General features: G+C 60.9%; 20 protein-coding genes and 2 pseudogenes. 16 read left to right on the top strand and 6 right to left on the bottom strand.

The window, feature by feature from the left end:
* From QRN48_RS24385 to QRN48_RS24365, 5 genes and pseudogenes are all read left to right on the top strand, one after another.
* The coding region (locus QRN48_RS24385; RefSeq protein ID WP_285353906.1) for an RHS repeat domain-containing protein at positions 1–830 on the top strand (830 nt) is incomplete at its 5' end.
* 9 nt (positions 831–839) lie between these two features.
* Complete coding sequence (locus QRN48_RS24380) at positions 840–1,127, top strand: hypothetical protein (RefSeq protein WP_037009328.1); 288 nt, start codon at positions 840–842, stop codon at positions 1,125–1,127.
* Positions 1,128–1,170: 43 nt separating this feature from the next.
* Positions 1,171–1,450, top strand: a pseudogene (locus tag QRN48_RS24375) (hypothetical protein); the annotation flags it as partial.
* A gap of 66 nt (positions 1,451–1,516) precedes the next feature.
* Positions 1,517–1,906 (top strand): hypothetical protein, encoded by a 390-nt coding sequence (locus tag QRN48_RS24370; RefSeq protein ID WP_285353903.1) that lies wholly within the window; start codon positions 1,517–1,519, stop codon positions 1,904–1,906.
* 206 nt (positions 1,907–2,112) lie between these two features.
* Positions 2,113–2,364: pseudogene (locus tag QRN48_RS24365) on the top strand (hypothetical protein); the annotation flags it as partial.
* 104 nt (positions 2,365–2,468) lie between these two features.
* On the opposite strand, the gene uvrB reads toward QRN48_RS24365, so the two are convergent.
* Positions 2,469–4,484, bottom strand: a complete 2,016-nt coding sequence (gene uvrB, locus QRN48_RS24360; RefSeq protein WP_037009325.1) for an excinuclease ABC subunit UvrB — start codon at positions 4,482–4,484, stop codon at positions 2,469–2,471.
* A gap of 347 nt (positions 4,485–4,831) precedes the next feature.
* Between uvrB and QRN48_RS24355 the strand changes: the two genes are divergently transcribed.
* The 4 genes from QRN48_RS24355 to QRN48_RS24340 all read left to right on the top strand — a co-directional run bounded on the left by QRN48_RS24355 (position 4,832) and on the right by QRN48_RS24340 (position 9,659).
* The gene (locus QRN48_RS24355; RefSeq protein ID WP_285353901.1) at positions 4,832–6,028 is read left to right on the top strand and encodes an amino acid aminotransferase; all 1,197 of its coding nucleotides are present in this window, start codon (positions 4,832–4,834) and stop codon (positions 6,026–6,028) included.
* A gap of 537 nt (positions 6,029–6,565) precedes the next feature.
* Positions 6,566–6,985 (top strand): hypothetical protein, encoded by a 420-nt coding sequence (locus QRN48_RS24350; protein ID WP_152597569.1) that lies wholly within the window; start codon positions 6,566–6,568, stop codon positions 6,983–6,985.
* 376 nt (positions 6,986–7,361) lie between these two features.
* On the top strand, positions 7,362–8,687 hold the full coding sequence (locus QRN48_RS24345; protein ID WP_285353898.1) for an MFS transporter: 1,326 nt from the start codon (positions 7,362–7,364) through the stop codon (positions 8,685–8,687).
* A gap of 138 nt (positions 8,688–8,825) precedes the next feature.
* Positions 8,826–9,659 (top strand): oxidoreductase, encoded by an 834-nt coding sequence (locus QRN48_RS24340; protein WP_285353896.1) that lies wholly within the window; start codon positions 8,826–8,828, stop codon positions 9,657–9,659.
* A 153-nt stretch (positions 9,660–9,812) separates the two neighbouring features.
* Here QRN48_RS24340 and QRN48_RS24335 read toward each other — a convergent pair whose 3' ends face one another.
* A complete protein-coding gene (locus tag QRN48_RS24335; RefSeq protein WP_285353894.1) occupies positions 9,813–10,574 on the bottom strand; it encodes a FadR/GntR family transcriptional regulator in 762 nt (253 codons plus the stop codon).
* A gap of 246 nt (positions 10,575–10,820) precedes the next feature.
* Between QRN48_RS24335 and QRN48_RS24330 the strand changes: the two genes are divergently transcribed.
* From QRN48_RS24330 to QRN48_RS24300, 7 genes are all read left to right on the top strand, one after another.
* Entirely contained in the window at positions 10,821–11,561 is a 741-nt protein-coding gene (locus QRN48_RS24330) for an SDR family oxidoreductase (protein WP_285353893.1), read from the top strand.
* Positions 11,562–11,622: 61 nt separating this feature from the next.
* Positions 11,623–12,468 carry an ureidoglycolate lyase gene (locus QRN48_RS24325; RefSeq protein WP_037009313.1) on the top strand — a complete coding sequence of 282 codons (846 nt, stop codon included), beginning with the start codon at positions 11,623–11,625 and terminating at the stop codon, positions 12,466–12,468.
* Between the two features lie 364 nt (positions 12,469–12,832).
* Positions 12,833–14,110: an L-fuconate dehydratase gene (locus tag QRN48_RS24320; protein ID WP_285353891.1), complete on the top strand. Its 1,278-nt coding sequence runs from the start codon at positions 12,833–12,835 to the stop codon at positions 14,108–14,110.
* Positions 14,111–14,272: 162 nt separating this feature from the next.
* Positions 14,273–15,154: an amidohydrolase family protein gene (locus tag QRN48_RS24315; RefSeq protein WP_285353889.1), complete on the top strand. Its 882-nt coding sequence runs from the start codon at positions 14,273–14,275 to the stop codon at positions 15,152–15,154.
* Entirely contained in the window at positions 15,151–15,927 is a 777-nt protein-coding gene (locus QRN48_RS24310; protein WP_191945200.1) for an L-fucose dehydrogenase, read from the top strand. The genes QRN48_RS24315 and QRN48_RS24310 overlap by 4 nt, the downstream gene beginning before the upstream one ends.
* Entirely contained in the window at positions 15,924–16,310 is a 387-nt protein-coding gene (locus QRN48_RS24305) for an L-rhamnose mutarotase (protein ID WP_285353886.1), read from the top strand. The genes QRN48_RS24310 and QRN48_RS24305 overlap by 4 nt, the downstream gene beginning before the upstream one ends.
* A gap of 189 nt (positions 16,311–16,499) precedes the next feature.
* Entirely contained in the window at positions 16,500–17,732 is a 1,233-nt protein-coding gene (locus QRN48_RS24300) for a sugar MFS transporter (protein WP_285353884.1), read from the top strand.
* 388 nt (positions 17,733–18,120) lie between these two features.
* Here QRN48_RS24300 and fhuF read toward each other — a convergent pair whose 3' ends face one another.
* Genes fhuF through QRN48_RS24280 form a run of 4 tightly spaced genes read right to left on the bottom strand, consistent with a single transcriptional unit; the run spans position 18,121 to position 20,944 of the window.
* Positions 18,121–18,834: a siderophore-iron reductase FhuF gene (fhuF, locus tag QRN48_RS24295; RefSeq protein ID WP_285353882.1), complete on the bottom strand. Its 714-nt coding sequence runs from the start codon at positions 18,832–18,834 to the stop codon at positions 18,121–18,123.
* A 39-nt stretch (positions 18,835–18,873) separates the two neighbouring features.
* Positions 18,874–19,707: a N(5)-hydroxyornithine transformylase PvdF gene (locus QRN48_RS24290; protein ID WP_285353880.1), complete on the bottom strand. Its 834-nt coding sequence runs from the start codon at positions 19,705–19,707 to the stop codon at positions 18,874–18,876.
* A gap of 11 nt (positions 19,708–19,718) precedes the next feature.
* Positions 19,719–20,711 (bottom strand): TauD/TfdA family dioxygenase, encoded by a 993-nt coding sequence (locus QRN48_RS24285; RefSeq protein ID WP_285353878.1) that lies wholly within the window; start codon positions 20,709–20,711, stop codon positions 19,719–19,721.
* 32 nt (positions 20,712–20,743) lie between these two features.
* Entirely contained in the window at positions 20,744–20,944 is a 201-nt protein-coding gene (locus tag QRN48_RS24280; RefSeq protein ID WP_037009299.1) for an MbtH family protein, read from the bottom strand.
* Positions 20,945–21,100: the final 156 nt, after the last annotated feature.

The raw sequence follows: 21,100 nt of genomic DNA, 5'->3' as shown, positions 1-21,100 counted from the left end.
ACGATCAACACGGCCAATTGCTCGGCGAAACGGTCTTCACCTGGGACGGCCTGCGTCTGCTGCACGAGCAGCGCAACAGCTTGGCCAGCCTGTATGTGTACGCCGACGGCAGCCACGAGCCCCTTGCCCGCATCGACGGAAGCGGCGCCCTGCAAAAAATTCGCTACTACCATAACGACCTTAACGGCCTGCCCGAACAACTGACCGAATCTGACGGCCATGTCGTGTGGCACGCGCGTTATCAGGTCTGGGGAAACACCGCCGAAGAGGTCCGCGAGCCGTACTTCATCGAGGAACAGAATCTCAGATTTCAAGGCCAATACCTTGATCGCGAGACCGGACTGCACTACAACACCTTCAGGTTTTATGACCCGGATGTGGGAAGGTTTACGACGCCGGACCCGATTGGGCTGGCGGGTGGGATTAATCTCTATCAGTACGCGCCGAATCCTATTGAATGGATCGATCCGCTGGGCTTGGCGGCTTGCGGCAAGAATGTAAACGCTCTACGTAATGGTCCCCAGAAAACAACAGTCAGCGTGAAATCCAAGGCCGAAGCCCACGAGTTGGTGACGGAAGCATTCCCAGGCGCCCAGAAGGTACGGGGTATTGGGCCACAGGATGCAACGGGAATCAGGAAAAAATACAAGATGGAGCAGTTCAAGAAGAAAGACGGCAAAGTCCGCTATAGAAAGGATTATCCAATAGACAAAGCTACCGGTCGTGTTTTCGGACATGACGATCCTAAAGGAACAGGACACGGCGAGTTCCCTCACATCAACATCAAGCGCGCAGATGGAACGATGGTTCGCATCGACATTACCGGCTGAGGACACCCCATGGAGCACTTGGTCAAAGCTCTGGAAGCAGGCAAACGGAGAGGGTATGACGAGGTCCGCCTGATCAACTCAATCAAGTATCTATTCCAATACGCAATAAAAAAAGAGAAGGGGGTCTACTCAACTTACTTTTTGATGATCGATGAATCTAAGTTCGATGTATTTGAGGACTACGCGGAAGAAGAGGTACTGACATTCCCGAAATTAGAAGACGCACTGCAATACTTGAACAAACAAGGCGCAGATATTCAAAAAATGAGAGCTATTAGAGGAGGTTTGCCCTTCTGACGTTGGTTCAGACATATGAAAACTACCAATTTAATGCTTTTATATGTCCAACTTCGTCTACCCGGACCTCCTGAGCGACGCTCTTTCCCACACGTCTATGATAGCTGACATCCTCGGCGGTGTACTTGAGGTTGCGGCTAACGTGACAATCACTGCCCTGGCGACGGCTGCCGTGGTGGCGGGAAGGCATTACGAAGGCGACCGGCACCGTCGGGGTATGTGTGTCAGGCGCGGTAGTGGGAGTGATAGTCGGCGTTGCGATGATCAAAACGGGCGCCGACAACGGGCTAAGTTCGTTGTGCGAGGACATTGGCAACAGCCTGTCTACTCGACTTAAGTAGTACAACAACGGAGCGGACGGTCATATTTTCTATGACATACCGAATTGAATGAAGAATAAATACCTTTTCAAAGGTTTGAACGAAAAAGAGCTTCCGGAAAACGCAGACGAAGCCGCCGTTTTTTTTGAAATGCGTAAGCTGAGCACTGAAGCAATACATGTAGAAACACTCGACAGCATTAAGGATGTCGAACATTGGCTCTCGGCTGAGTGGTACTACGTTGCCAATAACCTAGTCGCGCACAAAGGCAAAACGCTGATTTTCAAGGGCAGGGTTGTGCTTGCCGAACGATCAAACTTGGTGGTTTTTTTACACACTGCGATTGCCGATGAAGACCTGCGACCTCTCCTCATCTCTCCCTGCTTCAAAAAAGACGTCCGACAGGTGATATTCATCTCAGAGGATGAATGTCACCTGTATCTCGCTGATGCATTCTAGATTTTCGCATGTCAGCCTCTCAACGCAGCCCGCCTTGGAGACGCCCTGTCTCACACTTCGATGATGGCCGACATCCTCGGAGGTGTGCTTGAGGTTGCGGCTAAAGGGGCCATTACTGCGGTGGCGGTGGCGGTGGCGAGGATTGCTGTTGCGATCGGCGGGATCGGTGGGTGTATGCCGGGGGCGGTTGGTGGGGCTAATACGGCTTCGGGCGGATGATCAAAAAACGCAGTGCCCGGCACGGCACCCAACGGTTTGCCGACGATGCCGACAGCCGCCTCATCGAAGTGCGCAACCCGAACGGCCACGTCGTGCGCATGAACTACGACCCACTGGGCCGACGCATCGGCAAACGCGAACACGACCAACAAGGCCAATTGCTGGGCCGAACGGTTTTAACATGGGACGGCCTGCGCCTGCTGCAACAACAGCGCATCACCCTGAGCAGCCTGTACGTCTAGGCCGCCAGCCACCACGAACCCCCAGCCCGCATCGACGGTAGCCGCACCCTTCCCCACATCACGCTAATGCGGGCAAGGGGCAACTATCTTCACCACTGCTGTTAAACCGCCAGCAACCGCTCCCGCAGCTTGCCAATTTCGTCGCGCATCTGCGCCGCGGCTTCGAACTCCAGGTCGCGCGCCAACTGGTACATCTTCTCCTCCAGTTGACGGATGCGCTTGGTGATCTCGCTCGGCGAGCGCAGTTCGGCTTCGTACTTGGCGTTCTCCTCGGCGGCCTTGGCCATGCCCTTGCGCTTCTTGCTGCGCGAGCCAGGGACGGTCGCGCCTTCCATGATGTCGGCAACGTCCTTGATCACGCTTTTCGGCGTGATGCCATTGGCCAGGTTGAACGCGATCTGTTTCTCGCGGCGACGATCGGTCTCTTCAATCGCACGTTCCATGGAGCCGGTGATACGGTCGGCGTAGAGGATCGCGCGGCCGTTGAGGTTTCGCGCAGCACGGCCGATGGTCTGGATCAGCGAGCGCTCGGAGCGCAGAAAGCCTTCCTTGTCGGCATCAAGGATCGCCACCAGCGAGACTTCCGGCATGTCCAGGCCTTCGCGCAGCAGGTTGATCCCCACCAGCACATCAAAGGTGCCCAGGCGCAGGTCGCGGATGATCTCGACGCGTTCGACGGTGTCGATGTCCGAGTGCAGGTAACGCACGCGCACGCCGTGGTCGGCCAAGTAATCGGTCAAATCTTCGGACATGCGCTTGGTCAGCGTAGTCACCAGCACCCGTTCCTCGATCGCCACGCGCTTGTGGATTTCGGAAAGCAGGTCGTCCACCTGAGTCAACGCCGGGCGGATCTCGATCTGCGGATCGACCAGGCCTGTGGGCCGCACGACCTGCTCGACCACACGTCCAGCGTGCTCGGCCTCATAGGGGCCCGGCGTCGCCGATACGAAGATGGTCTGCGGGCTGACGTTTTCCCACTCGTCGAAACGCATCGGCCGGTTGTCCAGCGCCGACGGCAGGCGGAAGCCGTACTCCACCAGCGTTTCTTTACGCGAGCGGTCGCCCTTATACATGGCGCCGACCTGCGGCACGCTGACGTGGGATTCGTCGATCACCAACAGCGCGTCGGCGGGCAGGTAGTCGTACAGCGTCGGCGGCGGCGCCCCGGAAGGACGGCCCGACAGGTAGCGCGAGTAGTTTTCGATGCCGTTGCAGTAGCCCAGCTCCAGGATCATCTCCAGGTCGAAGCGGGTGCGTTGTTCCAGGCGTTGCGCTTCCACCAGCTTGTTGGCGCCACGCAGGTATTCGAGGCGCTCGTTGAGCTCGGCCTTGATGCCTTCCATCGCGTCGAGCAGGGTTTCGCGCGGCGTTACATAGTGGCTTTTCGGGTAGAACGTGAAGCGCGGAAGCTTGCGGATGACTTCACCGGTCAGCGGATCGAACGCCGAGAGGCTTTCCACTTCGTCGTCGAACAGCTCGATGCGGATGGCTTCGAGGTCCGATTCTGCCGGGAAGATATCAATCACATCGCCGCGCACCCGGAACGTTGCCCGGGCGAAATCCATGTCGTTGCGGGTGTATTGCAGATCGGCCAGGCGACGCAGCAGCGCGCGCTGGTCGAGTTTGTCGCCGCGATCGACGTGCAGCACCATGCGCAGATACGTTTCCGGGCTGCCCAGGCCGTAAATGCACGACACCGTGGTGACGATGATCGAGTCCTTGCGCTCCAGCAGCGCTTTGGTCGCCGACAGGCGCATCTGCTCGATGTGGTCGTTGATCGATGCATCCTTCTCGATGAAGGTGTCGGACGACGGCACGTAGGCTTCCGGCTGGTAGTAGTCGTAGTAGGAAACGAAGTACTCGACGGAGTTGTTGGGGAAGAAGGCCTTGAACTCGCCATACAGCTGGGCGGCCAGGGTCTTGTTCGGCGCCAGCACGAGGGTCGGGCGCTGCACTTGCTGGATCACGTTGGCGATGCTGAAGGTTTTGCCCGACCCGGTCACACCCAGCAGCGTCTGGTGCGACAGCCCGGCGTCGATGCCTTCGACCAACTGACGAATCGCCTCCGGTTGATCACCGGCCGGCTCAAAACGGGTAACGAGTTGAAACTCGGACATAACGTACCTCTGGACGGGCTGCTGTCGGACCAGACACGCGGGACAAGTCCTGCAGCAACGCAATTGAGCACGGACGACTGATCCCTTCACGGAAAAGACGTACATAAGAGAAAGTGATGGGACTACAAATGGAGTCGACCTCCCCGCCTTTCAAGCCGCCATGGCAGATTAGTCCGCGGCACAGGACTAACGGTCGAAAATTTTTCCCGAAAACCCTGAAAAACCACCCCCGGCCTGTCGCCCGCACCGGCGTGGGTCTCTATACTAGCTCCCCGTTTGTGCACCGCTCTAGTGCAACCGGCTGGAGCGACGCGACCCATTCACTCCTCACTCAGAGCCCCCGCACAATGAGCCTGTTCTCCGCTGTCGAAATGGCACCACGCGATCCTATCCTGGGCCTCAACGAAGCATTCAACGCCGATACCCGCACGACCAAGGTCAACCTGGGTGTGGGCGTTTACAGCAACGAAGAAGGGAAAATTCCGCTGCTGCGCGCCGTTGTCGAAGCGGAAGAGAATCGTGTTGCTCAACACGTGCCACGCGGTTACCTCCCGATCGACGGCATCGCCGCCTATGACAAGGCTGTGCAGACGCTGCTGTTCGGTGCCGAATCGCCGCTGCTGGCCTCGGGCCGGGTGATGACGGTGCAAGCGGTCGGCGGCACGGGTGCTCTGAAAATCGGCGCTGACTTCCTCAAGCAATTGTCCCCCGACGCCGTGGTGGCGATCAGCGACCCGAGCTGGGAAAACCACCGGGCGCTGTTCGAGACCGCTGGCTTCCCGGTGCAGAACTATCGCTACTACGACGCCGCCACCCATGACGTGAACCGCGCCGGCATGCTCGAAGACCTGCAGAACCTGCCGTCGGGCTCGATCGTCGTGCTGCACGCCTGCTGCCATAACCCGACCGGTGTCGACCTGACACTGGAAGACTGGAAAAAGGTGCTTGAGGTGCTCAAGGCCAAGGGGCATGTGCCGTTTCTGGACATGGCCTATCAGGGCTTCGGTGATGGCATCGAGGAAGACGCGGCGGCGGTTCGGTTGTTTGCCGACAGCGGCCTGACTTTCTTCGCTTCGAGCTCATTTTCGAAGTCTTTTTCGCTGTACGGCGAGCGGGTCGGCGCGTTGTCGATCGTGACCGATTCGAAAGAGGAAACGGCTCGCGTTTTGTCTCAGGTCAAGCGTGTGATCCGCACGAACTATTCCAACCCGCCGACCCACGGAGCGACTATCGTTGCGACGGTGTTGAACAGCCCTGAGTTGCGTGGCAAGTGGGAGGAGGAGCTGGGCGAGATGCGTCAGCGGATTCGTGCGATGCGTGAGGAGATGACGCAGCGTCTGGCGAATAACGCGGCGGGGCAGGATTTCAGTTTTGTGGCGCGCCAGCGGGGGATGTTTTCGTATTCGGGTCTGACGACGCCGCAGGTTCATCGCTTGCGCAATGAGTTCGGGATTTATGCGTTGGATACGGGGCGGATTTGTGTGGCGGCGTTGAACAAGGGGAATATCGAGGCTGTTACTGCAGCGATTCTCGCCGTTATCTGACAGCAGCGCTGGGGCTTGGAGATCAAGATCAAGAGCGTCTGCCTGGGGGCAGACTGCTTCGCCTTCGGCGAGTTACTTGATAAAGCCCCAAGTAACCAAGGGCTCTTGCTCCTGGTTTGGCCCCTCCTTCGTCGGGTTCCCTCACTCCGACGACACTCCGTGGGCCCGCGCCGAACGGACATCCATGTCCTGACGGCGCTCTCGCCGCATCCATGCGGCTCGACCCACTCCGCGTCGTCTGCGTTCGGCCTGCACCAAAGTCGCGATGGGTGTCGGCTGAACTTCCTGCGTACGAAGATCAAAACCGGATCACAAGCGGATCAAAAGCTTCCCCGCTAAAGCCGGTCCCACTAGGAAACCGCGCACACCTGTGCGACTGGCTTTCCCGGCTAAAGCCGGTCCCACTAACGAACCGCGCACTCCTGTGGGACTGGCTTTAGCCGGGAAGCTTTTGTGTGCCCCTACCTTTTGATCGTTCCCACGCTCCGCGTGGTAATGCAGTGCCAGACGCTTCGCGTCACTCGCCTGGGCAACCCGATGACGCTGACCGGCGCTGACAATAACAGTCTGTCAGACGATGCCAATCAGCACTTTGATCGAACCCTTGCCCGCCGTTGCCCTCGAATCGTTAAGTCCCCAGAACGGGATATGACAGAAGAGGTGCATATGGTTACCCAGAACAATGATCCATCCCTCAATCGCAATGACCCGGCGATCAATCCCGAGACTCCGGACAGCAGCCTGGCGCAGAACGATGCGTTGAAACAGCAGCAAAGCGGGTCGCAGGGCCAGGCGCCTGATGCAACGCAGACGCAGGAAAACAACGGTGCTGCGGAGGGTGAGAAGAACAGCTTTACTCCTGATTTCGAGCCCCATGAGCATGAGTCACCGGACACGACCAAAGCGGCGCGGCAAACCGGTGAGGTCGACAAGGACATTGATACGGCTGACAGTTAAGGCTTGCTACTGAATTCCGGTTACGGATTTATTGTCTAGCCCATCCGTAGGAGCCGGCTTGCTGGCGAACGTGTCGAATCAGTCAGGAAAAAGGCGACCGACACATGGCATTCGCCAGCAAGCCGGCTCCTACAGTGGGGTGCCGGCGTTGTCATTCCAGCAGTTTCACACCGTGTGCCGGCGCAATCCGCTTTCCGCTCAGCTTGCGCATTTTTGAATTGCGTAGCCTGCTAACAGCACGGCAAGATCTCAATTGCACCTGCGCCCGCAGGCCTGCCTGAAGTTCACCCCAAGAGCGTTGTCGATAATGGTCCAGCCCGTCATTGAGGATTCTCCCCGCGTCGGTAACAAACTGACGCCCCGTGAATTTCGCGGCATGGCCGCAATTTTGATCTCCATTGCCCTGGCGACTCTCGACACGGCCATCGCCAATACCGCCCTCCCCGCCATTGCCGCCGATTTACACGCGTCACCCGCAGCCTCGGTTTGGATCATCAATGCCTACCAGCTTGCAGCGGTGGCGACCCTATTGCCGTTTGCCGCGCTGGGCGGTGTGCTCGGCCATCGCCGGGTGTACCTGGGCGGGTTGATTCTGTTCGTGGTGTCCTCGGCGCTGTGCGCGCTTGCCTGGTCGTTGCCCTCGCTGATCATCGCCCGCGTGCTGCAAGGCGTAGGCGCCAGCGCGATCATGAGTGTCAACGCGGCGCTGATCGGTTCGATCTTTCCCCATGAGCGGCTGGGTCGGGGGTTAGGCATGAATGCGCTGGTGGTCGGTACGTCGTTTTCCATCGGCCCAACCGTTGCCTCGCTGGTGCTGTCAGTGGCGAGCTGGCCATGGCTGTTCGCGATCAACCTGCCCATCGGCCTGTTCGCACTGGCGTTTGCCTGGAACTCCCTGCCTGTCACCCGGCTTGGCTCCCTGCCCTTCGACCGTCTGACGGCAATGCTCAACGTGATCACTTTCGGCGCGCTGATTTTCGCCTTGAGTCAGGCGGCTCAGCTGGGTTCGATGAGCAGTGTGATGATCGCGCTGGCGATCTTTCTCGTGGGCGGCGCGCTGATGCTCAAGCGTGAAGCCGGGCACCCTGCGCCGATGTTTCCGCTGGACCTGCTAAGGCGTCCGATGTTCGCACTGTCGGCCCTGACCGCTTTCTGCTCCTTCGCCACACAAGGGTTGGCCTTTGTCTCGCTGCCGTTCTTCTTCGAGACCACGCTGGGTCGCGACCCGGTGCAGACCGGGTTTTTGATGACGCCCTGGTCGGTGGTGGTGGCGATGATCGCGCCGGTCGCCGGGCGGATGTCCGACCGGTATCCGCCAGGGTTGCTGGGCGGTATCGGGCTGGCCATGTTGTGCCTGGGCATGCTGTCGCTGGCGAGCATGCCGGCCGACGCCAGCGTGGTCTCGATCACCGCGCGAATGGTGCTGTGCGGCATTGGCTTCGGCTTCTTTCAGGCGCCGAACCAGAAAGCGCTGATGACCAGCGCCCCCAAGGAGCGCTCCAGCGGGGCCAGCGGCACGATTGCCACGGCACGCTTGATCGGTCAGGCGACTGGGGCCGCTCTGGTGGCGCTGAGCTTCGGCATTTCCAGCAGCCACGGGCCGGTGCTGGCGTTAAGCATCGGTGCCGGCTTTGCGGCCGTGGGCAGTGTGGCGAGTGGATTGCGACTGGTGACCAAAAACACGGCCAATCCCAAGCCATAGGTCAAGCCATGCTGTTGTGCATGCTACCGGGGCAGGATCAGGCAAGCATCACGTAGGACTGGGCCATCGCATTGCCACGCAAGGTTTCTAAGATGGAGGTCTTCTATCAACGGCTTCGGCCTCGTGAGGATATGCGCAATGAGCAAAACCAAAACTCTTTTCATCACCGGTGTCAGCAGCGGCTTCGGGCAGGCGCTGGCGCAACAGGCGTTGGCAGCGGGTCATGTAGTGATCGGAACCCTGCGCAACTCCCAAGCCGTGCAGGCATTTGAAGCACAGGCAGCGGGTCGCGCCCACGGCGTGCTGTTGGACGTGACCGATTTCGACGCCATCGACCGGGTGGTGGCCGAGACTGATAAAGCGTTTGGGCCCATCGACGTGCTGGTGAATAACGCTGGCTACGGCCATGAAGGCATTCTTGAAGAGTCACCGCTGGAAGAGTTGCGCCGCCAGTTCGACGTCAACGTGTTTGGCGCAGTCGCAATCATGAAAGCCTTCGTGCCGTTGTTTCGCGAGCGGCGCAGCGGGCACATTCTCAACGTCACGTCGATGGGCGGGTTCATGACGCTGCCGGGGATTTCCTACTACCACGGCAGCAAGTTCGCACTGGAGGGCATCTCCGAGTCGCTGGGCAAGGAGCTCAAACCGTTCAACGTGTTCGTCACTGCGGTGGCGCCGGGGTCGTTCCGCACCGACTGGGCCGGACGCTCGATGCAACGTTCGCCACGGCAGATCGCCGACTACGACGCCAGCTTCGACCCGGTGCGCCAGGCGCGTGCTGAACGCAGCGGTAAGCAGCCCGGCGATCCGGTCAAGGCGGCAGAAGCCATGCTCAAGCTGATCGACAGCAAAAACCCGCCCGCGCATTTGTTGCTGGGCAGTGATGCGCTGAAGATGGTTCGGGAGAAGCTGGCACAACTCGAAGCCGAGTTTGCGGAGTGGGAAGAGGTGTCGCGGTCGACGGATGGATAAAGTCCGCGGCCGCGCACAACTGTAGGAGCGCGCTTGCCCGCGAATGCAATCTGCCTGTGACCTTTGCATCGTTTGATACACCGCCTTCGCGGGCAAGCGCGCTCCTACAGGTACTGCGTTAACGGGAATATCTGCGCAGGCCGTCTCGCAACGCTACACCCCACCCCGACTGAATATGCGGATGACCTCGTCCAGGTGCGCGGCCATCGCATTGCGGGCAGCCTCAACGTCACGGTTTTGCAGGGCGTCGAGGATCAGGCGGTGTTCGTGCTCCGAACGGAATGGCATGTCGTCAGAGGTGTAGTGGGCCTGCAACCGCTGGAACATGCTGCCGTACTGGTGACCGAGCAGGTGCTTGATCATCAGTGCGTAGGCCGGATTGCCCGAGGCCTGGGCGATGCGGATATGGAACAGCCGGTCGCCGGGGTGGGTATGCGAATGCGCGCGGTTGTCACGGGTATTGCGCTCGAAGGCCTCGCGGATCGCGTCGAGGTCCTCGTCACTGGCGTTCTGCGCCGCCAGCGCGGCAGCTTCCGGCTCGATCAGACGGCGCGCCTGAAGTAACGCGAAGGGCGGAATTTCCGCGCTGAAATCCACCTCGATGCCCAACTCCGGATCGACTTCCTTCCACTGATCCCGGGTGACCTGCATCATCACCGGCTCATCGGTCAGCGCCCTCCCCGGCGGCTCGCACACCAGCACGCCGTTGCCCACGCGGACGTCCACCAGCCCGATCACTTCCAGCGCAATCATCGCCTCACGCACCGACGCCCGGCTCACGCCCAACATTTTGGCCAGCTCACGTTCGGCCGGCAGGCGGCTGCCCGGAGGAAATTCGCCGCTGTCGATGAGCGCGCGAAGCTGGTCGGCGATCTGGCGATAAAGTCGCTGGTTATCAATAACTTGGATTGGCATCGGCGGTCGGCTCGGCGTTTTTCAACGCAGTGGAACAGGCAGAACATCAAAAATTGACCTTGTTGCGGTCCGCATCTGGTGCTAAAAACAGGACCAATGGCCTGACCATTGGAGCGCTGCACCGAGCGGAGCATAGCAAACCCGAAAGGGCTGCGTGCAGTCCGTATCGGCGGACGAAGCGACGCGATGGCCGGCCGGCAGACCCCACAAGACGGGTCGTCTCAACAATAACAACAAGGGATCACCATGGACCTCACCGGTAAGCGAGTGCTCATCACTGCCGCCGCCCAAGGCATCGGTCAAGCCAGCGTCGAGGCATTTCTGAATGCTGGCGCGGAGGTCTTCGCCGTCGACATCAACGGCGCGGCACTGGACCACCTGCAAGGCGTACACAAACGTGTGCTGGACGTCACCGACCACGCCGCCATCGAGCGTCTGGCCGCCGAAGTGGGCGCGCTGGACGTGCTGTTCAACTGCGCAGGCGTGGTGCACAGCGGCAATATCCTCGAATGTTCCGAAGAGGACTGGCGCTTCGCCTTCGACCTCAACGTCACCGCCATGTACAAAATGATCCGCGCCTTCCTGCAGGCGATGCTGGCCAACGGTGGCGGTTCGATTATCAACATGTCGTCGGTCGCTTCGGCCATCAAAGGCGTGCCCAATCGCTTCGCCTATTGCGCGAGCAAGGCCGCAGTCATCGGGATTACCCGCTCGGTGGCCGCCGATTTCGTCGGGCAGAACATCCGTTGCAACTGCATCTGCCCCGGCACCGTGGAATCGCCGTCGCTGCGCCAACGTGTCGCCGATCAGGCCGCCCGAGAGGGGCGTGATGAAGCCGAGGTGTACGCGGCGTTCGAAGCACGCCAGCCCATCGGCCGCCTGGGCACGCCTCAGGAAATTGCTCAACTGGCGCTGTACCTTGGCTCGCCAGCCAGCAGCTTTACCACCGGCACGGCGCAAATCATCGACGGCGGCTGGAGCAACTGAGCCTGCCCGCCCATCCCTTTCGTACCCACTCAAACCCGACTTCACGTCTAGAGGACACCCCATGAAACTGTTGCGTTACGGCGAACCCGGTCAAGAACGTCCTGCCCTGCTGGACAGCAACGGCGGCATTCGCGACCTGTCCGACCTGATCGGCGATTTGTCCGGTACAGCCCTGAGCCCGGAGAGCATCGCCCATTTGCAGTCGCTTGACCCCAACACCTTGCCGCTGGTTGAGGGCACGCCGCGCATCGGCCCTTGTGTGGGCAAGATCGGCAAGTTCATCTGCATCGGCTTGAACTATGCCGACCACGCGGCGGAAACCGGCGCCGACATTCCCAAAGAGCCGATCATTTTCAACAAGTGGACCAGCGCCATTGTCGGGCCGAACGACAACGTGGAGATCCCGCGCAATTCGAAGAAGACCGACTGGGAAGTCGAGCTGGGTGTGGTCATCGGCAAGGGTGGACGCTACATCGACGAAGCCGACGCCCTGGAGCACGTGGCCGGCTACTGCGTGATCAACGACGTGTCGGAGCGCGAGTTTCAGATCGAGCGCGGCGGCACCTGGGACAAGGGCAAAGGCTGTGACACCTTCGGCCCGATCGGCCCCTGGCTGGTGACCCGCGACGAAATCGCCGACCCGCACCAGCTCAACCTGTGGCTGGAAGTGGATGGCAAGCGTTACCAGAACGGCAACACACGCACGATGATTTTCCAGATCCCGAAACTGGTGAGCTACCTGAGTCAGTTCATGAGCCTGCAACCGGGCGACGTGATCTCCACCGGAACCCCGCCAGGCGTGGGCCTGGGTATCAAACCGGAACCGGTGTTCCTGCGGGCCGGACAGCGCATGCGGCTGGGCATCGAAGGGCTGGGTGAGCAGGAGCAGTTGACGGTCGACGCCTGAGGCAGCTGGCGTAACCGGACAGCTGTCGACGCATTACCTGTGGGAGTGAGCTTGCTCGCGAAAAGGCCGGTAAATCCGCTGCTCTCTGCTGACAGGGATACCGCCTTCGCGAGCAAGCTCACTCCCACAGAGATCTCCATCCGCTTAAGACCGGAGGGTGTCGACGCATGATTTGTGGGAGTGAGCTTGCTCGCGAAAAGGCCGGTAAATCCGCTGAATCTCTGCGGACAGGAATACCGCCTTCGCGAGCAAGCTCACTCCTGCAGATATTCACCCGCTTGAGATCATGTGGTGCGAAGAAGACAGGTTTTTCACTAATTCCAGGTAAGCCGCGCTGCCCATAACAATGCCAAAGGGACTCGCCATGACCACTATCACCGCTGTACGCGTCGAAGACATTCGTTTCCCCACCTCGCAGTTCCTCGACGGTTCGGACGCCATGAACCCGGACCCCGATTATTCAGCGGCTTACGTCATTCTCGAAACCGATCACCCTACCCTTCAGGGCCACGGCCTGACGTTCACCATTGGCCGCGGCAACGAGATCTGCTGCGCGGCCATCAACGCGTTGGCCGGGATCATGGTCGGTCTGAAGCTGGAGTGGATCGCCGAAGACATGGGACGCTTCTGGCGTCACGTCACCAGCGACAGCCAGCTGCGCTGGATCGGCCCGGACAAGGGGGCCATTCACTTGGCCACCGGTGCAGTGGTCAATGCCGCGTGGGACCTTTGGGCCAAGTCAGAGGGCAAACCGGTGTGGCAACTGGTGGCCGAGATGACCCCGGAGCAGCTGGTGCGCTGCATCGACTTTCGTTACATCACCGACTGCATCACGCCGGACGAGGCCCTGACGCTGCTGACCGAGCGCGCCGAGGGCAAGGCGCAGCGGCTGCAGGCGCTGCTGGCGGACGGTTACCCCTGCTACACCACGTCGGCCGGATGGCTGGGTTACCCGGACGACAAACTGCGGCGCCTGTGTCAGGAGGCGGTAGACGGTGGTTTTTCCCATATCAAACTGAAGGTCGGCCGCGACCTGCAGGACGATATCCGCCGCGTGCGCATCGCCCGCGAGGTGCTGGGTCCGGACCGTCATCTGATGATCGATGCCAATCAGGTCTGGGAGGTCAACGAGGCCATTGACTGGGTCCGCGAACTGGCCTTCGCCGCGCCGTGGTTCATCGAAGAACCGACCAGCCCGGACGACGTCGAGGGCCACCGCGCCATTCGTTTCGGGGTCCGGCCGGTGAAGGTGGCCACGGGCGAAATGTGCCAGAACCGCATCGTTTTCAAGCAGTTGATCATGCGCGAGGCGATTGACGTGGTGCAGATCGATGCCTGCCGCCTGGGCGGGGTCAACGAGGTGCTGGCAGTGATGCTCATGGCCGCCAAATATCAGCTGCCGGTGTGCCCCCACGCTGGCGGCGTCGGGCTGTGCGAGTACGTGCAGCACCTGTCGATGATCGATTTTCTGTGCATCGCGGGCACCCATGAGGGCCGCGTAGTGGAGTTTGTCGATCACCTGCACGAGCACTTCGTCGACCCGTGCGTGATCCGCGACGCGGCGTATATGCCGCCCACCGCGCCGGGTTTTTCGATCGAGATGAAGGCCGCTTCGCGGGCGCGGTATGCATACAAAGGCTGAGCACATCGCCGGACCCTTGTAGGAGCGCGCTTGCCCGCGAATGCGTCCGACCAGACGCTGCTGAGTCGCCTGGCACATCGGGTTCGCCAGCAAGCCGGCTCCTACAAATTCGCGCCTCTGCGGAACTTGCGTCAGGCATGAAACGGACGGAGTACAACAACAATGTCGTCCCGACACTCAAGCGTTCCGGCATCCCCCTTGCGGGTGGATGCTCACCAGCATTTCTGGACCTACACGCCACAGGACTACCCGTGGATTGACGAGCGCCATGCGCCGTTGCAACGGGATTTCCTGCCGGATGATTTGAAGCCATTGCTGGACCATCACGGCGTCGACGGCTGCATTGCCGTGCAGGCGCGGCAGAGCCTTGACGAGACGGACGCACTGCTCGCCCATGCCACCACCCACCCGTGGATTCTCGGCGTGGTGGGCTGGGTTGATTTGCGCGCTGATGACCTTGACGCGCAGCTGGACCGCTGGGCAAACGCGCCGAAACTGGCGGGGTTTCGTCATCTTGTTCAGGACGAGCCCGCGCCCTCGCTGTTCCTACAGGACCCGGCGTTCGCCTGTGGCATGCACTACCTGCAACGCCACGGCCTGGCGTACGACGTACTGGTTAAAGACAAAGACCTGCACGCCGCCACTGACTTCTGCCGACGTCACGATCAGCATCACCTGATCCTCGATCACCTCGGCAAGCCCGACCTGTCGCTGGAAGACCCCATCGCCTGGGCTGACCGTCTCGCCCCGCTGGCCGCCCTGCCCCATGTTGCCTGCAAGCTGAGCGGCCTGATCACCGAAGCAGACTGGCAACACTGGCGGGCGGTGGAACTGCTGCCCTATTTCTACCTGGCCCTCGAGCTGTTCGGTCCGGACCGGCTGATGTTCGGCTCCGACTGGCCGGTTTGCCAGCTGGCCGGCAGTTACGGCCAGGTCCACCACCTCTTCGACACCGCCATCAGCAGCCTCTCCACCGCTGAGCAAGACGCGCTGCGCGGCGGCACCGCCCTTCGCCTTTACGGCCTTCAAGGAAACTGCCCATGAATCTGCACCTGCAAGACAAAGTGTTCATCGTGACCGGCGGCGGCTCGGGGATCGGCGCGGCCATCTCGCTGGGGCTGGCGGAGGAAGGCGCCATACCGGTGATCTTCGCCAACCAGCCGCTGCCTGCCGAGCTGGCTGCCGAACTGGACCGACGCCAGCCGCAGACGCTGTTCGTGCAGGTCGAGCTGCGCGACGAGGTCGCTTGCATGGCGGCGGTGAGCCAGGTGCTCGAACGCTTCGGGCGCCTCGACGGGCTGGTCAATAACGCCGGGGTCAATGACAACGTCGGGCTGGAGGCCGGCCGTAGCGCGTTTGTCGAATCGCTGGAGAAGAACCTTATTCATTACTACGTCATGGCGCATGTGTGCGTCGATGCGCTGAAAGCCAGCAAAGGCGCCATCGTCAACATCGGCTCGAAAACCGCCCTCACCGGCCAGGGCGGCACCAGCGGCTACACCGCATCCAAAGGAGGGCAACTGTCGCTGACCCGGGAGTGGGCCGCTTCGTTGCTGGCCGACGGCGTGCGCGTCAACGCGGTAATCCCGGCCGAGGTCATGACGCCGCTGTACGAACGCTGGATTTCCAGCTTTGAAGACCCACAGGCCAAGCTGGCAAAGATTGTCGAGAAGATCCCGCTCGGCCAGCGCATGACCACGCCGACGGAAATCGCCGACAGCGTGCTGTTTCTGCTCTCCTCGCGCGCTTCACACACCACCGGGCAATGGTTGGTGGTGGACGGCGGCTATACGCATCTTGACCGGGCACTGACATGAGCAGCGATACGCGCAGTGACCTGCCCAATGATATCCGCGGACAACGTCTGTGCATGGCCCTGGACCTGGCCGATGACCCGGCGCTGATCGCCGAATACGAGCGGGTGCACCGGCGCATCTGGCCGGAAATCGCCGAGCACTTGCGCCGTCAGGGCGTGCTCGACATGCAGATCTGGCGACTGGGCACGCGGCTTTTCATGGTCATGGACACCACCGCGGCGTTCAGCTCTGAAGGAATGGATCAGGCATCGGCGGCCCACCCCAAGGTGCAGGAATGGGAGGCGTTGATGTGGCGGTTTCAGAAGCCGACGCCGTGGACCGAGCCCGGGAATAAATGGCAGCCCATGGCCCAGATTTTCAGCCTGGCAGATCAGCCGCCTTGAAGCACTTCAATGACAGGAGTGGGATTGCTCGCGATGGTGCCGGCACATTCAACCCTCACTGGCGGCTGACATACCGCAATCTCGGGCAAGCGCGCTCCTGCAGGTTCGCGGAGTGATGCAACCCCGGCGTTAACCGAACATCCGCTTCATCACGCTGCACGCTTTAACAACAACAATAAGGAGAGCGTTATGTTGACCAAAGACACCAAGATCCACACCCCGGTCTATCGCCACGCCGCGCCGTCGGTACGGGTGGCGTTGATGCTGGTGACCAGTCTGTTCTTTCTATGGGGCCTGTCGTATGGCCTGCTCGACGTGTTGAACAAGCATTTTCAGGAAACCCTGCACGTCAGCAGGGCACAGTCCGGGCTGCTGCAGGCCGCCTACTTCGGCGCGTATTTCATCATCGCCTTGCCCGCTGGCCTGCTGATGGACCGCTTCGGCTATAAGGCCGGCATCCTGCTGGGGCTGTGCCTGTATGCCGCCGGCGCGTTGCTGTTCATGCCTGCCGCCAACGCGGCGAGCTTCCCGTTTTTTCTGTTTGCGCTGTTCGTGATTGCGCTGGGCCTGGGTTGTCTCGAGACCGCCGCCAACCCTTACGCCACCGTGCTGGGTGACCCAAAGGGCGCGGAGCGACGACTGAACCTGGCGCAATCGTTCAACGGCCTGGGGCAGTTCGTCGGGCCACTGCTCGGCGGCGCATTGTTCTTCGGCGGCAGCAATGCCGGCAGCGACAACAGTTCGCTGCAGACCACCTACGTGGTCATCGCCGTGATTGTGCTGCTGGTCGCCGCGCTGTTTGCCCGCACGCCGATGCCCGACCTGCGCGAGCAGGAGTCGAGCCTCCAGCGCAGTGACAGCAAGACGCTCTGGCAGCACCGCGAGTTCGTCGGCGGCGTGGTCACACAGTTCTTCTACGTCGCGGCGCAGGTGGGCGTGGGCGCGTTCTTTATCAACTACGTCACCGAACACTGGGCCAGCATGACCAGCCAGACCGCCGCTTACCTATTGTCGGTGGCGATGATTTGCTTCATGTGTGGACGGTTTTTCAGCACTTGGTTGATGGGCCGCATCCCGGCGCAGCGGCTGCTGATGGTCTATGCGTGGATCAACGTCGCGCTGTGTGCAGTGGTGGTCAGCGGCGTGGAAAGCGTGTCGGTGGTGGCGCTGGTCGCGGTGTTCTTCTTCATGTCGATCATGTTCCCGACGATCTTCGCCATGGGCGTGAAAAACCTCGGCCCGCACACCAAACGCGGCAGCTCTTTTCTGATCATGGCCATCGTGGGCGGCGCGCTGATGCCCTATTTCATGGGACTGGTGGCGGATCACTTCTCCACAGCGCTGGCGTACCTGCTGCCGCTGGGGTGTTTTGTGGTGGTGGCGTTTTATGGACGCAGCGGTTTGACCGGGCGTGAGGCGTGATTGTGGGACCGGCTTTAGCCGGGAAGAGGCCAGTGGCATTACTCTCATTCTTGCGGCGTGACGACTGGCGCTTTCCCGGCTGAAGCCGGTCCCGCAAATCGGGGTTTTAGCCAGTGCCAGTCGGTGTGCGCGTTATCCCCTGTGGGACCGGCTTTAGCCGGGAAGAGGCCAGTGGCATCACCCTTACTTTTGCGACGCGACGACTGGCGCCTTCCCGGCTAAAGCCGGTCCCACAAATCGGGGTTTTAGCCAGTGCCAGTCGGTGTGCGCGTTATCCCCTGTGGGACCGGCTTTAGCCGGGAAGAGGCCAGTGGCATCACGCTCTTTTGCGGCGTGAAGACTGACACTTTCCCGGCTGAAGCCGGTCCCATAATGTGTACGCGGTCAGTCAGGACAGCGGGCAGTTGCTGCAGTAGTCGAGGCCATCGACCCGGTAGCGGATGCAGCATACTCGGCGTTGGCGCTTCAGTTCGCTTTGCCCGTCTACCTTCAAATAAAGCACCGGTTGGTAAAGCGGATTGCGGCGGCCGTCCGGCACATGTCGGGCGTTGAGCAACTGGTGGCCGTGACTGAGATCGGCATGGGGCATCGCGTTTGCCAGCACGCCCAACAGCCATTCGAAGTAGTTGCCGGCGTTGCTCCACAGCACTTTCGGCGACAGGCGCACGTGGCGGGCCAATGCTTCGATGAACGGCCTGAGGTGATGATTGAGCAGCCCGTCGAAGCGCTCGAAAGGGTTCACCGGAGCTGGCGCCCAGCGCTGCCCCGAATGAGGTAATTTGAAGGCGGCAGGCAGACCGCTTTCGTCAAGGATCAGTTGCAGGCGATCAAGTTGCAGCGGCAGACGATGGTCGAGGATCAATGACGCAGCCACCACCGGCGGGATCAGTTTGATGAAGTAGTACTTGCTCCAGATCGACGCCAGCCCGCGCGGGTCGCTGTCGGGGTAGGCAGCGCCGAACCCCGTCAGGACATCGTTCAGGTAATGGCCGGTGAGGAACGTGAGAATAGGCACGCCCTCACGGGGATCGTCGGGCAGCACCAGAACATCGCGGTAGTGCTCGAAGTCACCGATGAACAGCGGCGCCAGCGCAGGTATCACGCCGAGACTCGCTGTGCTGGTGCGATCAGCCGCATGGCTTCAATGAGACTGCTGCCGTGCCAGTACCCACAACCCCTGCTCCAGCGCCGGAAACAGGCTGTTGTTGAAGTTGTTCCAGCGCAATTCAAGGATGGTGTCGTCCGGCGCGATGGGGGTGTCGAGCACGTCAAAGACCACCTCCCCCGAATCGATCCCGTTGTCGACGTAATGGAACGACGCACCGGTCATGTCCACCACCGGGATGTCGATCATCTCCAGCGTTGACCAGTTGACCACTTTCTTGCCGCGAGCCCCGTACAGCGCGTCCAGAGTGGCGTAGGCGCCGCGCCGTTCGTATGGCGATTCCAGCCGTGTGATACCAGGGTGCACGTTGAAAATCCGTCGATGGAAATCAGCGCCTTCGCGCACCAGTTCGTCGAGGATCACCAGCAGTCCGTCCAGCACCACCACATCGGCTTTCAAGGCGTGTAGCCGCTCGCCCAGCCGGCGCTCAAAATCGGCTTTGCCCGCCGGCCGCGCGCTGTCGCCCAAAGGCAGGGCGCGATAGCTCGACGGCACATTTTCCAGCAAATCGTCCACCTTGCGTCCCTGCACTGTCAGGCCCGCCGGATAGAACCAGTGCGCGCCCTGCCCCGGCGCAAAACCGTAGTCCTTGATGCTCTCCCGGTCGCGGGCGGACTCGGGGTTTTCGTCGTAGATGATTGCTTCCAGCGAGTAGTGGTCGCCCAGCGCCGTGGTGTTGAGCGCGTTGACCAGATACTCCAGCGGCGAAGTCATGTAGCGCTGCTCGCCGTGGTAATCGACGTATTGACCGGCCTTGTCGGCGGCTGCGTTACGCAACGACCAGATATAAACAAGCTTGGTTTTGGGCATGGATGTCGGACTCAAGTGAGCGTGTGCAAGGTGTGGCCGCTGACGCCTTCGGCCATCGCGACCACCACTTTGCGTTCGCCTGTGAAGGGCTTGCGCGAGTGCGCGGTGAGCATGTTGTCGAGCATCAGCACGTCCCCGGTCTGCCAGGGAAAGACCACCTCGCACTCAGCGAGCACGCCGCGAATTTCCGCCAGCGCATCGGCTTCCAGCGGGCTGCCGTCGCCGTAATAGACGTTACGTGGCAAGCCTTCTTCGCCGACGGTGTCGAGGAGGATTTCCTGCATTTCCTCGTCCAGATTCGATAGGTGAAACAGGTGCGCCTGGTTGAACCAGACCCAGTCTTTGGTACGTGGGTGTTGCGCCACGCCCTGCACCAACTGACGGGTGCGCAGGTCGCCTTCTTCGTTCCAGTCGCACTGGATGCCACGGGTGCGGCAGTACGCTTCGACGTCGCTGTGACGGTCGGTGTTGAACACCTGTTGCCAGGTCAGGTCAAGGCCGTTGCCGTAGTTGCGCACGTACATCAGGCGCTTTTCTTCAAAGCGTTTGCGCAGCGCCGGACTGATGCGCTGGTACACGCGACGGCTGTCGGCAATCGGCGTCTCGCCTCCGCTGACAGCGGCTTTGGCGCAGCAGAAGAAGATGCGCATGGGCCATTCGGTGGTGTAGGCCTGTTCGTTGTGCAGCGGGATCGAGCGATGCGCCGGGTATTCGGTGGAGGTGTAGACACCTTTGCCATCGACCTGGCTGCGCGGGGTGGAGCCGAATTCATAGTTGAGCAGCGGGTGGCCAAAGGAGGCGGCGAAGCGCTGAAATCCTTCGACGCCTTCGCTGCTGAACCCGCTGAAGAGGATGGCGCCGTCGCGCTCCAGCGACTGGTCGACGATGTTGCGCAGGGCGTCGAATTCGGCGGCCAGACTGACCCCGGGCTGGGCGGGCTGGATGCGCAGGGGGAAGCCGGCTTCAAGGCGCAGGCGGTCGGGCGCAAGCATGCGCATGTTCATGGGTTGTACGCTCCCTGGGGATGGTGGAGGGTTCAGGCCATGGCCTTGCGCAGGCTGAGGGGGCGCATGTCGGTCCAGACGGTTTCGATGTGGTTGAGGCAGGTTTGTTTGTCGCCTTCGACGCCGGTGCTTTTCCAGCCTTCGGGGATGGCTTTGTAGTCGGGCCAGATGGAGTACTGTTCTTCGTGGTTGATGACGACCAGGAAGCGTGTGTTTTCGCTGTCGAAGCTCATGGTTAAACCCTCGTGGTGTGGATGGACGCAGGTGAGTGCGCCCTTACCTGAAAGACGAATGAGGGGGCCAAGTGGTTAGTTTTTTTTGTGAAAACATTTTGAAGATCAAGATCAAGGGCGTCTGCCTGGGGGCAGACTGTTTCGCCTTCGGCGAGT

The organism is Pseudomonas sp. ME-P-057, assembly GCF_030208975.1.
Taxonomy (GTDB): Bacteria; Pseudomonadota; Gammaproteobacteria; order Pseudomonadales; family Pseudomonadaceae; genus Aquipseudomonas; species Aquipseudomonas lutea.
The sequence above is the reverse complement of the archived record's forward strand: the minus strand, read 5'-3'. Positions and strand labels throughout refer to the sequence as shown.

Excerpts from the sequence above, each read along its gene's own strand:
- QRN48_RS24380 (WP_037009328.1), top strand. The coding sequence starts at position 840 with ATGGAGCACTTGGTCAAAGCTCTGGAAGCAGGCAAACGGAGAGGGTAT.
- QRN48_RS24370 (WP_285353903.1), top strand. The coding sequence starts at position 1,517 with ATGAAGAATAAATACCTTTTCAAAGGTTTGAACGAAAAAGAGCTTCCG.
- uvrB (WP_037009325.1), bottom strand. The coding sequence starts at position 4,484 with ATGTCCGAGTTTCAACTCGTTACCCGTTTTGAGCCGGCCGGTGATCAA.
- QRN48_RS24355 (WP_285353901.1), top strand. The coding sequence starts at position 4,832 with ATGAGCCTGTTCTCCGCTGTCGAAATGGCACCACGCGATCCTATCCTG.
- QRN48_RS24350 (WP_152597569.1), top strand. The coding sequence starts at position 6,566 with ATGACGCTGACCGGCGCTGACAATAACAGTCTGTCAGACGATGCCAAT.
- QRN48_RS24345 (WP_285353898.1), top strand. The coding sequence starts at position 7,362 with ATGGCCGCAATTTTGATCTCCATTGCCCTGGCGACTCTCGACACGGCC.
- QRN48_RS24340 (WP_285353896.1), top strand. The coding sequence starts at position 8,826 with ATGAGCAAAACCAAAACTCTTTTCATCACCGGTGTCAGCAGCGGCTTC.
- QRN48_RS24335 (WP_285353894.1), bottom strand. The coding sequence starts at position 10,574 with ATGCCAATCCAAGTTATTGATAACCAGCGACTTTATCGCCAGATCGCC.
- QRN48_RS24330 (WP_285353893.1), top strand. The coding sequence starts at position 10,821 with ATGGACCTCACCGGTAAGCGAGTGCTCATCACTGCCGCCGCCCAAGGC.
- QRN48_RS24325 (WP_037009313.1), top strand. The coding sequence starts at position 11,623 with ATGAAACTGTTGCGTTACGGCGAACCCGGTCAAGAACGTCCTGCCCTG.
- QRN48_RS24320 (WP_285353891.1), top strand. The coding sequence starts at position 12,833 with ATGACCACTATCACCGCTGTACGCGTCGAAGACATTCGTTTCCCCACC.
- QRN48_RS24315 (WP_285353889.1), top strand. The coding sequence starts at position 14,273 with ATGTCGTCCCGACACTCAAGCGTTCCGGCATCCCCCTTGCGGGTGGAT.
- QRN48_RS24310 (WP_191945200.1), top strand. The coding sequence starts at position 15,151 with ATGAATCTGCACCTGCAAGACAAAGTGTTCATCGTGACCGGCGGCGGC.
- QRN48_RS24305 (WP_285353886.1), top strand. The coding sequence starts at position 15,924 with ATGAGCAGCGATACGCGCAGTGACCTGCCCAATGATATCCGCGGACAA.
- QRN48_RS24300 (WP_285353884.1), top strand. The coding sequence starts at position 16,500 with ATGTTGACCAAAGACACCAAGATCCACACCCCGGTCTATCGCCACGCC.
- QRN48_RS24290 (WP_285353880.1), bottom strand. The coding sequence starts at position 19,707 with ATGCCCAAAACCAAGCTTGTTTATATCTGGTCGTTGCGTAACGCAGCC.
- QRN48_RS24285 (WP_285353878.1), bottom strand. The coding sequence starts at position 20,711 with ATGAACATGCGCATGCTTGCGCCCGACCGCCTGCGCCTTGAAGCCGGC.
- QRN48_RS24280 (WP_037009299.1), bottom strand. The coding sequence starts at position 20,944 with ATGAGCTTCGACAGCGAAAACACACGCTTCCTGGTCGTCATCAACCAC.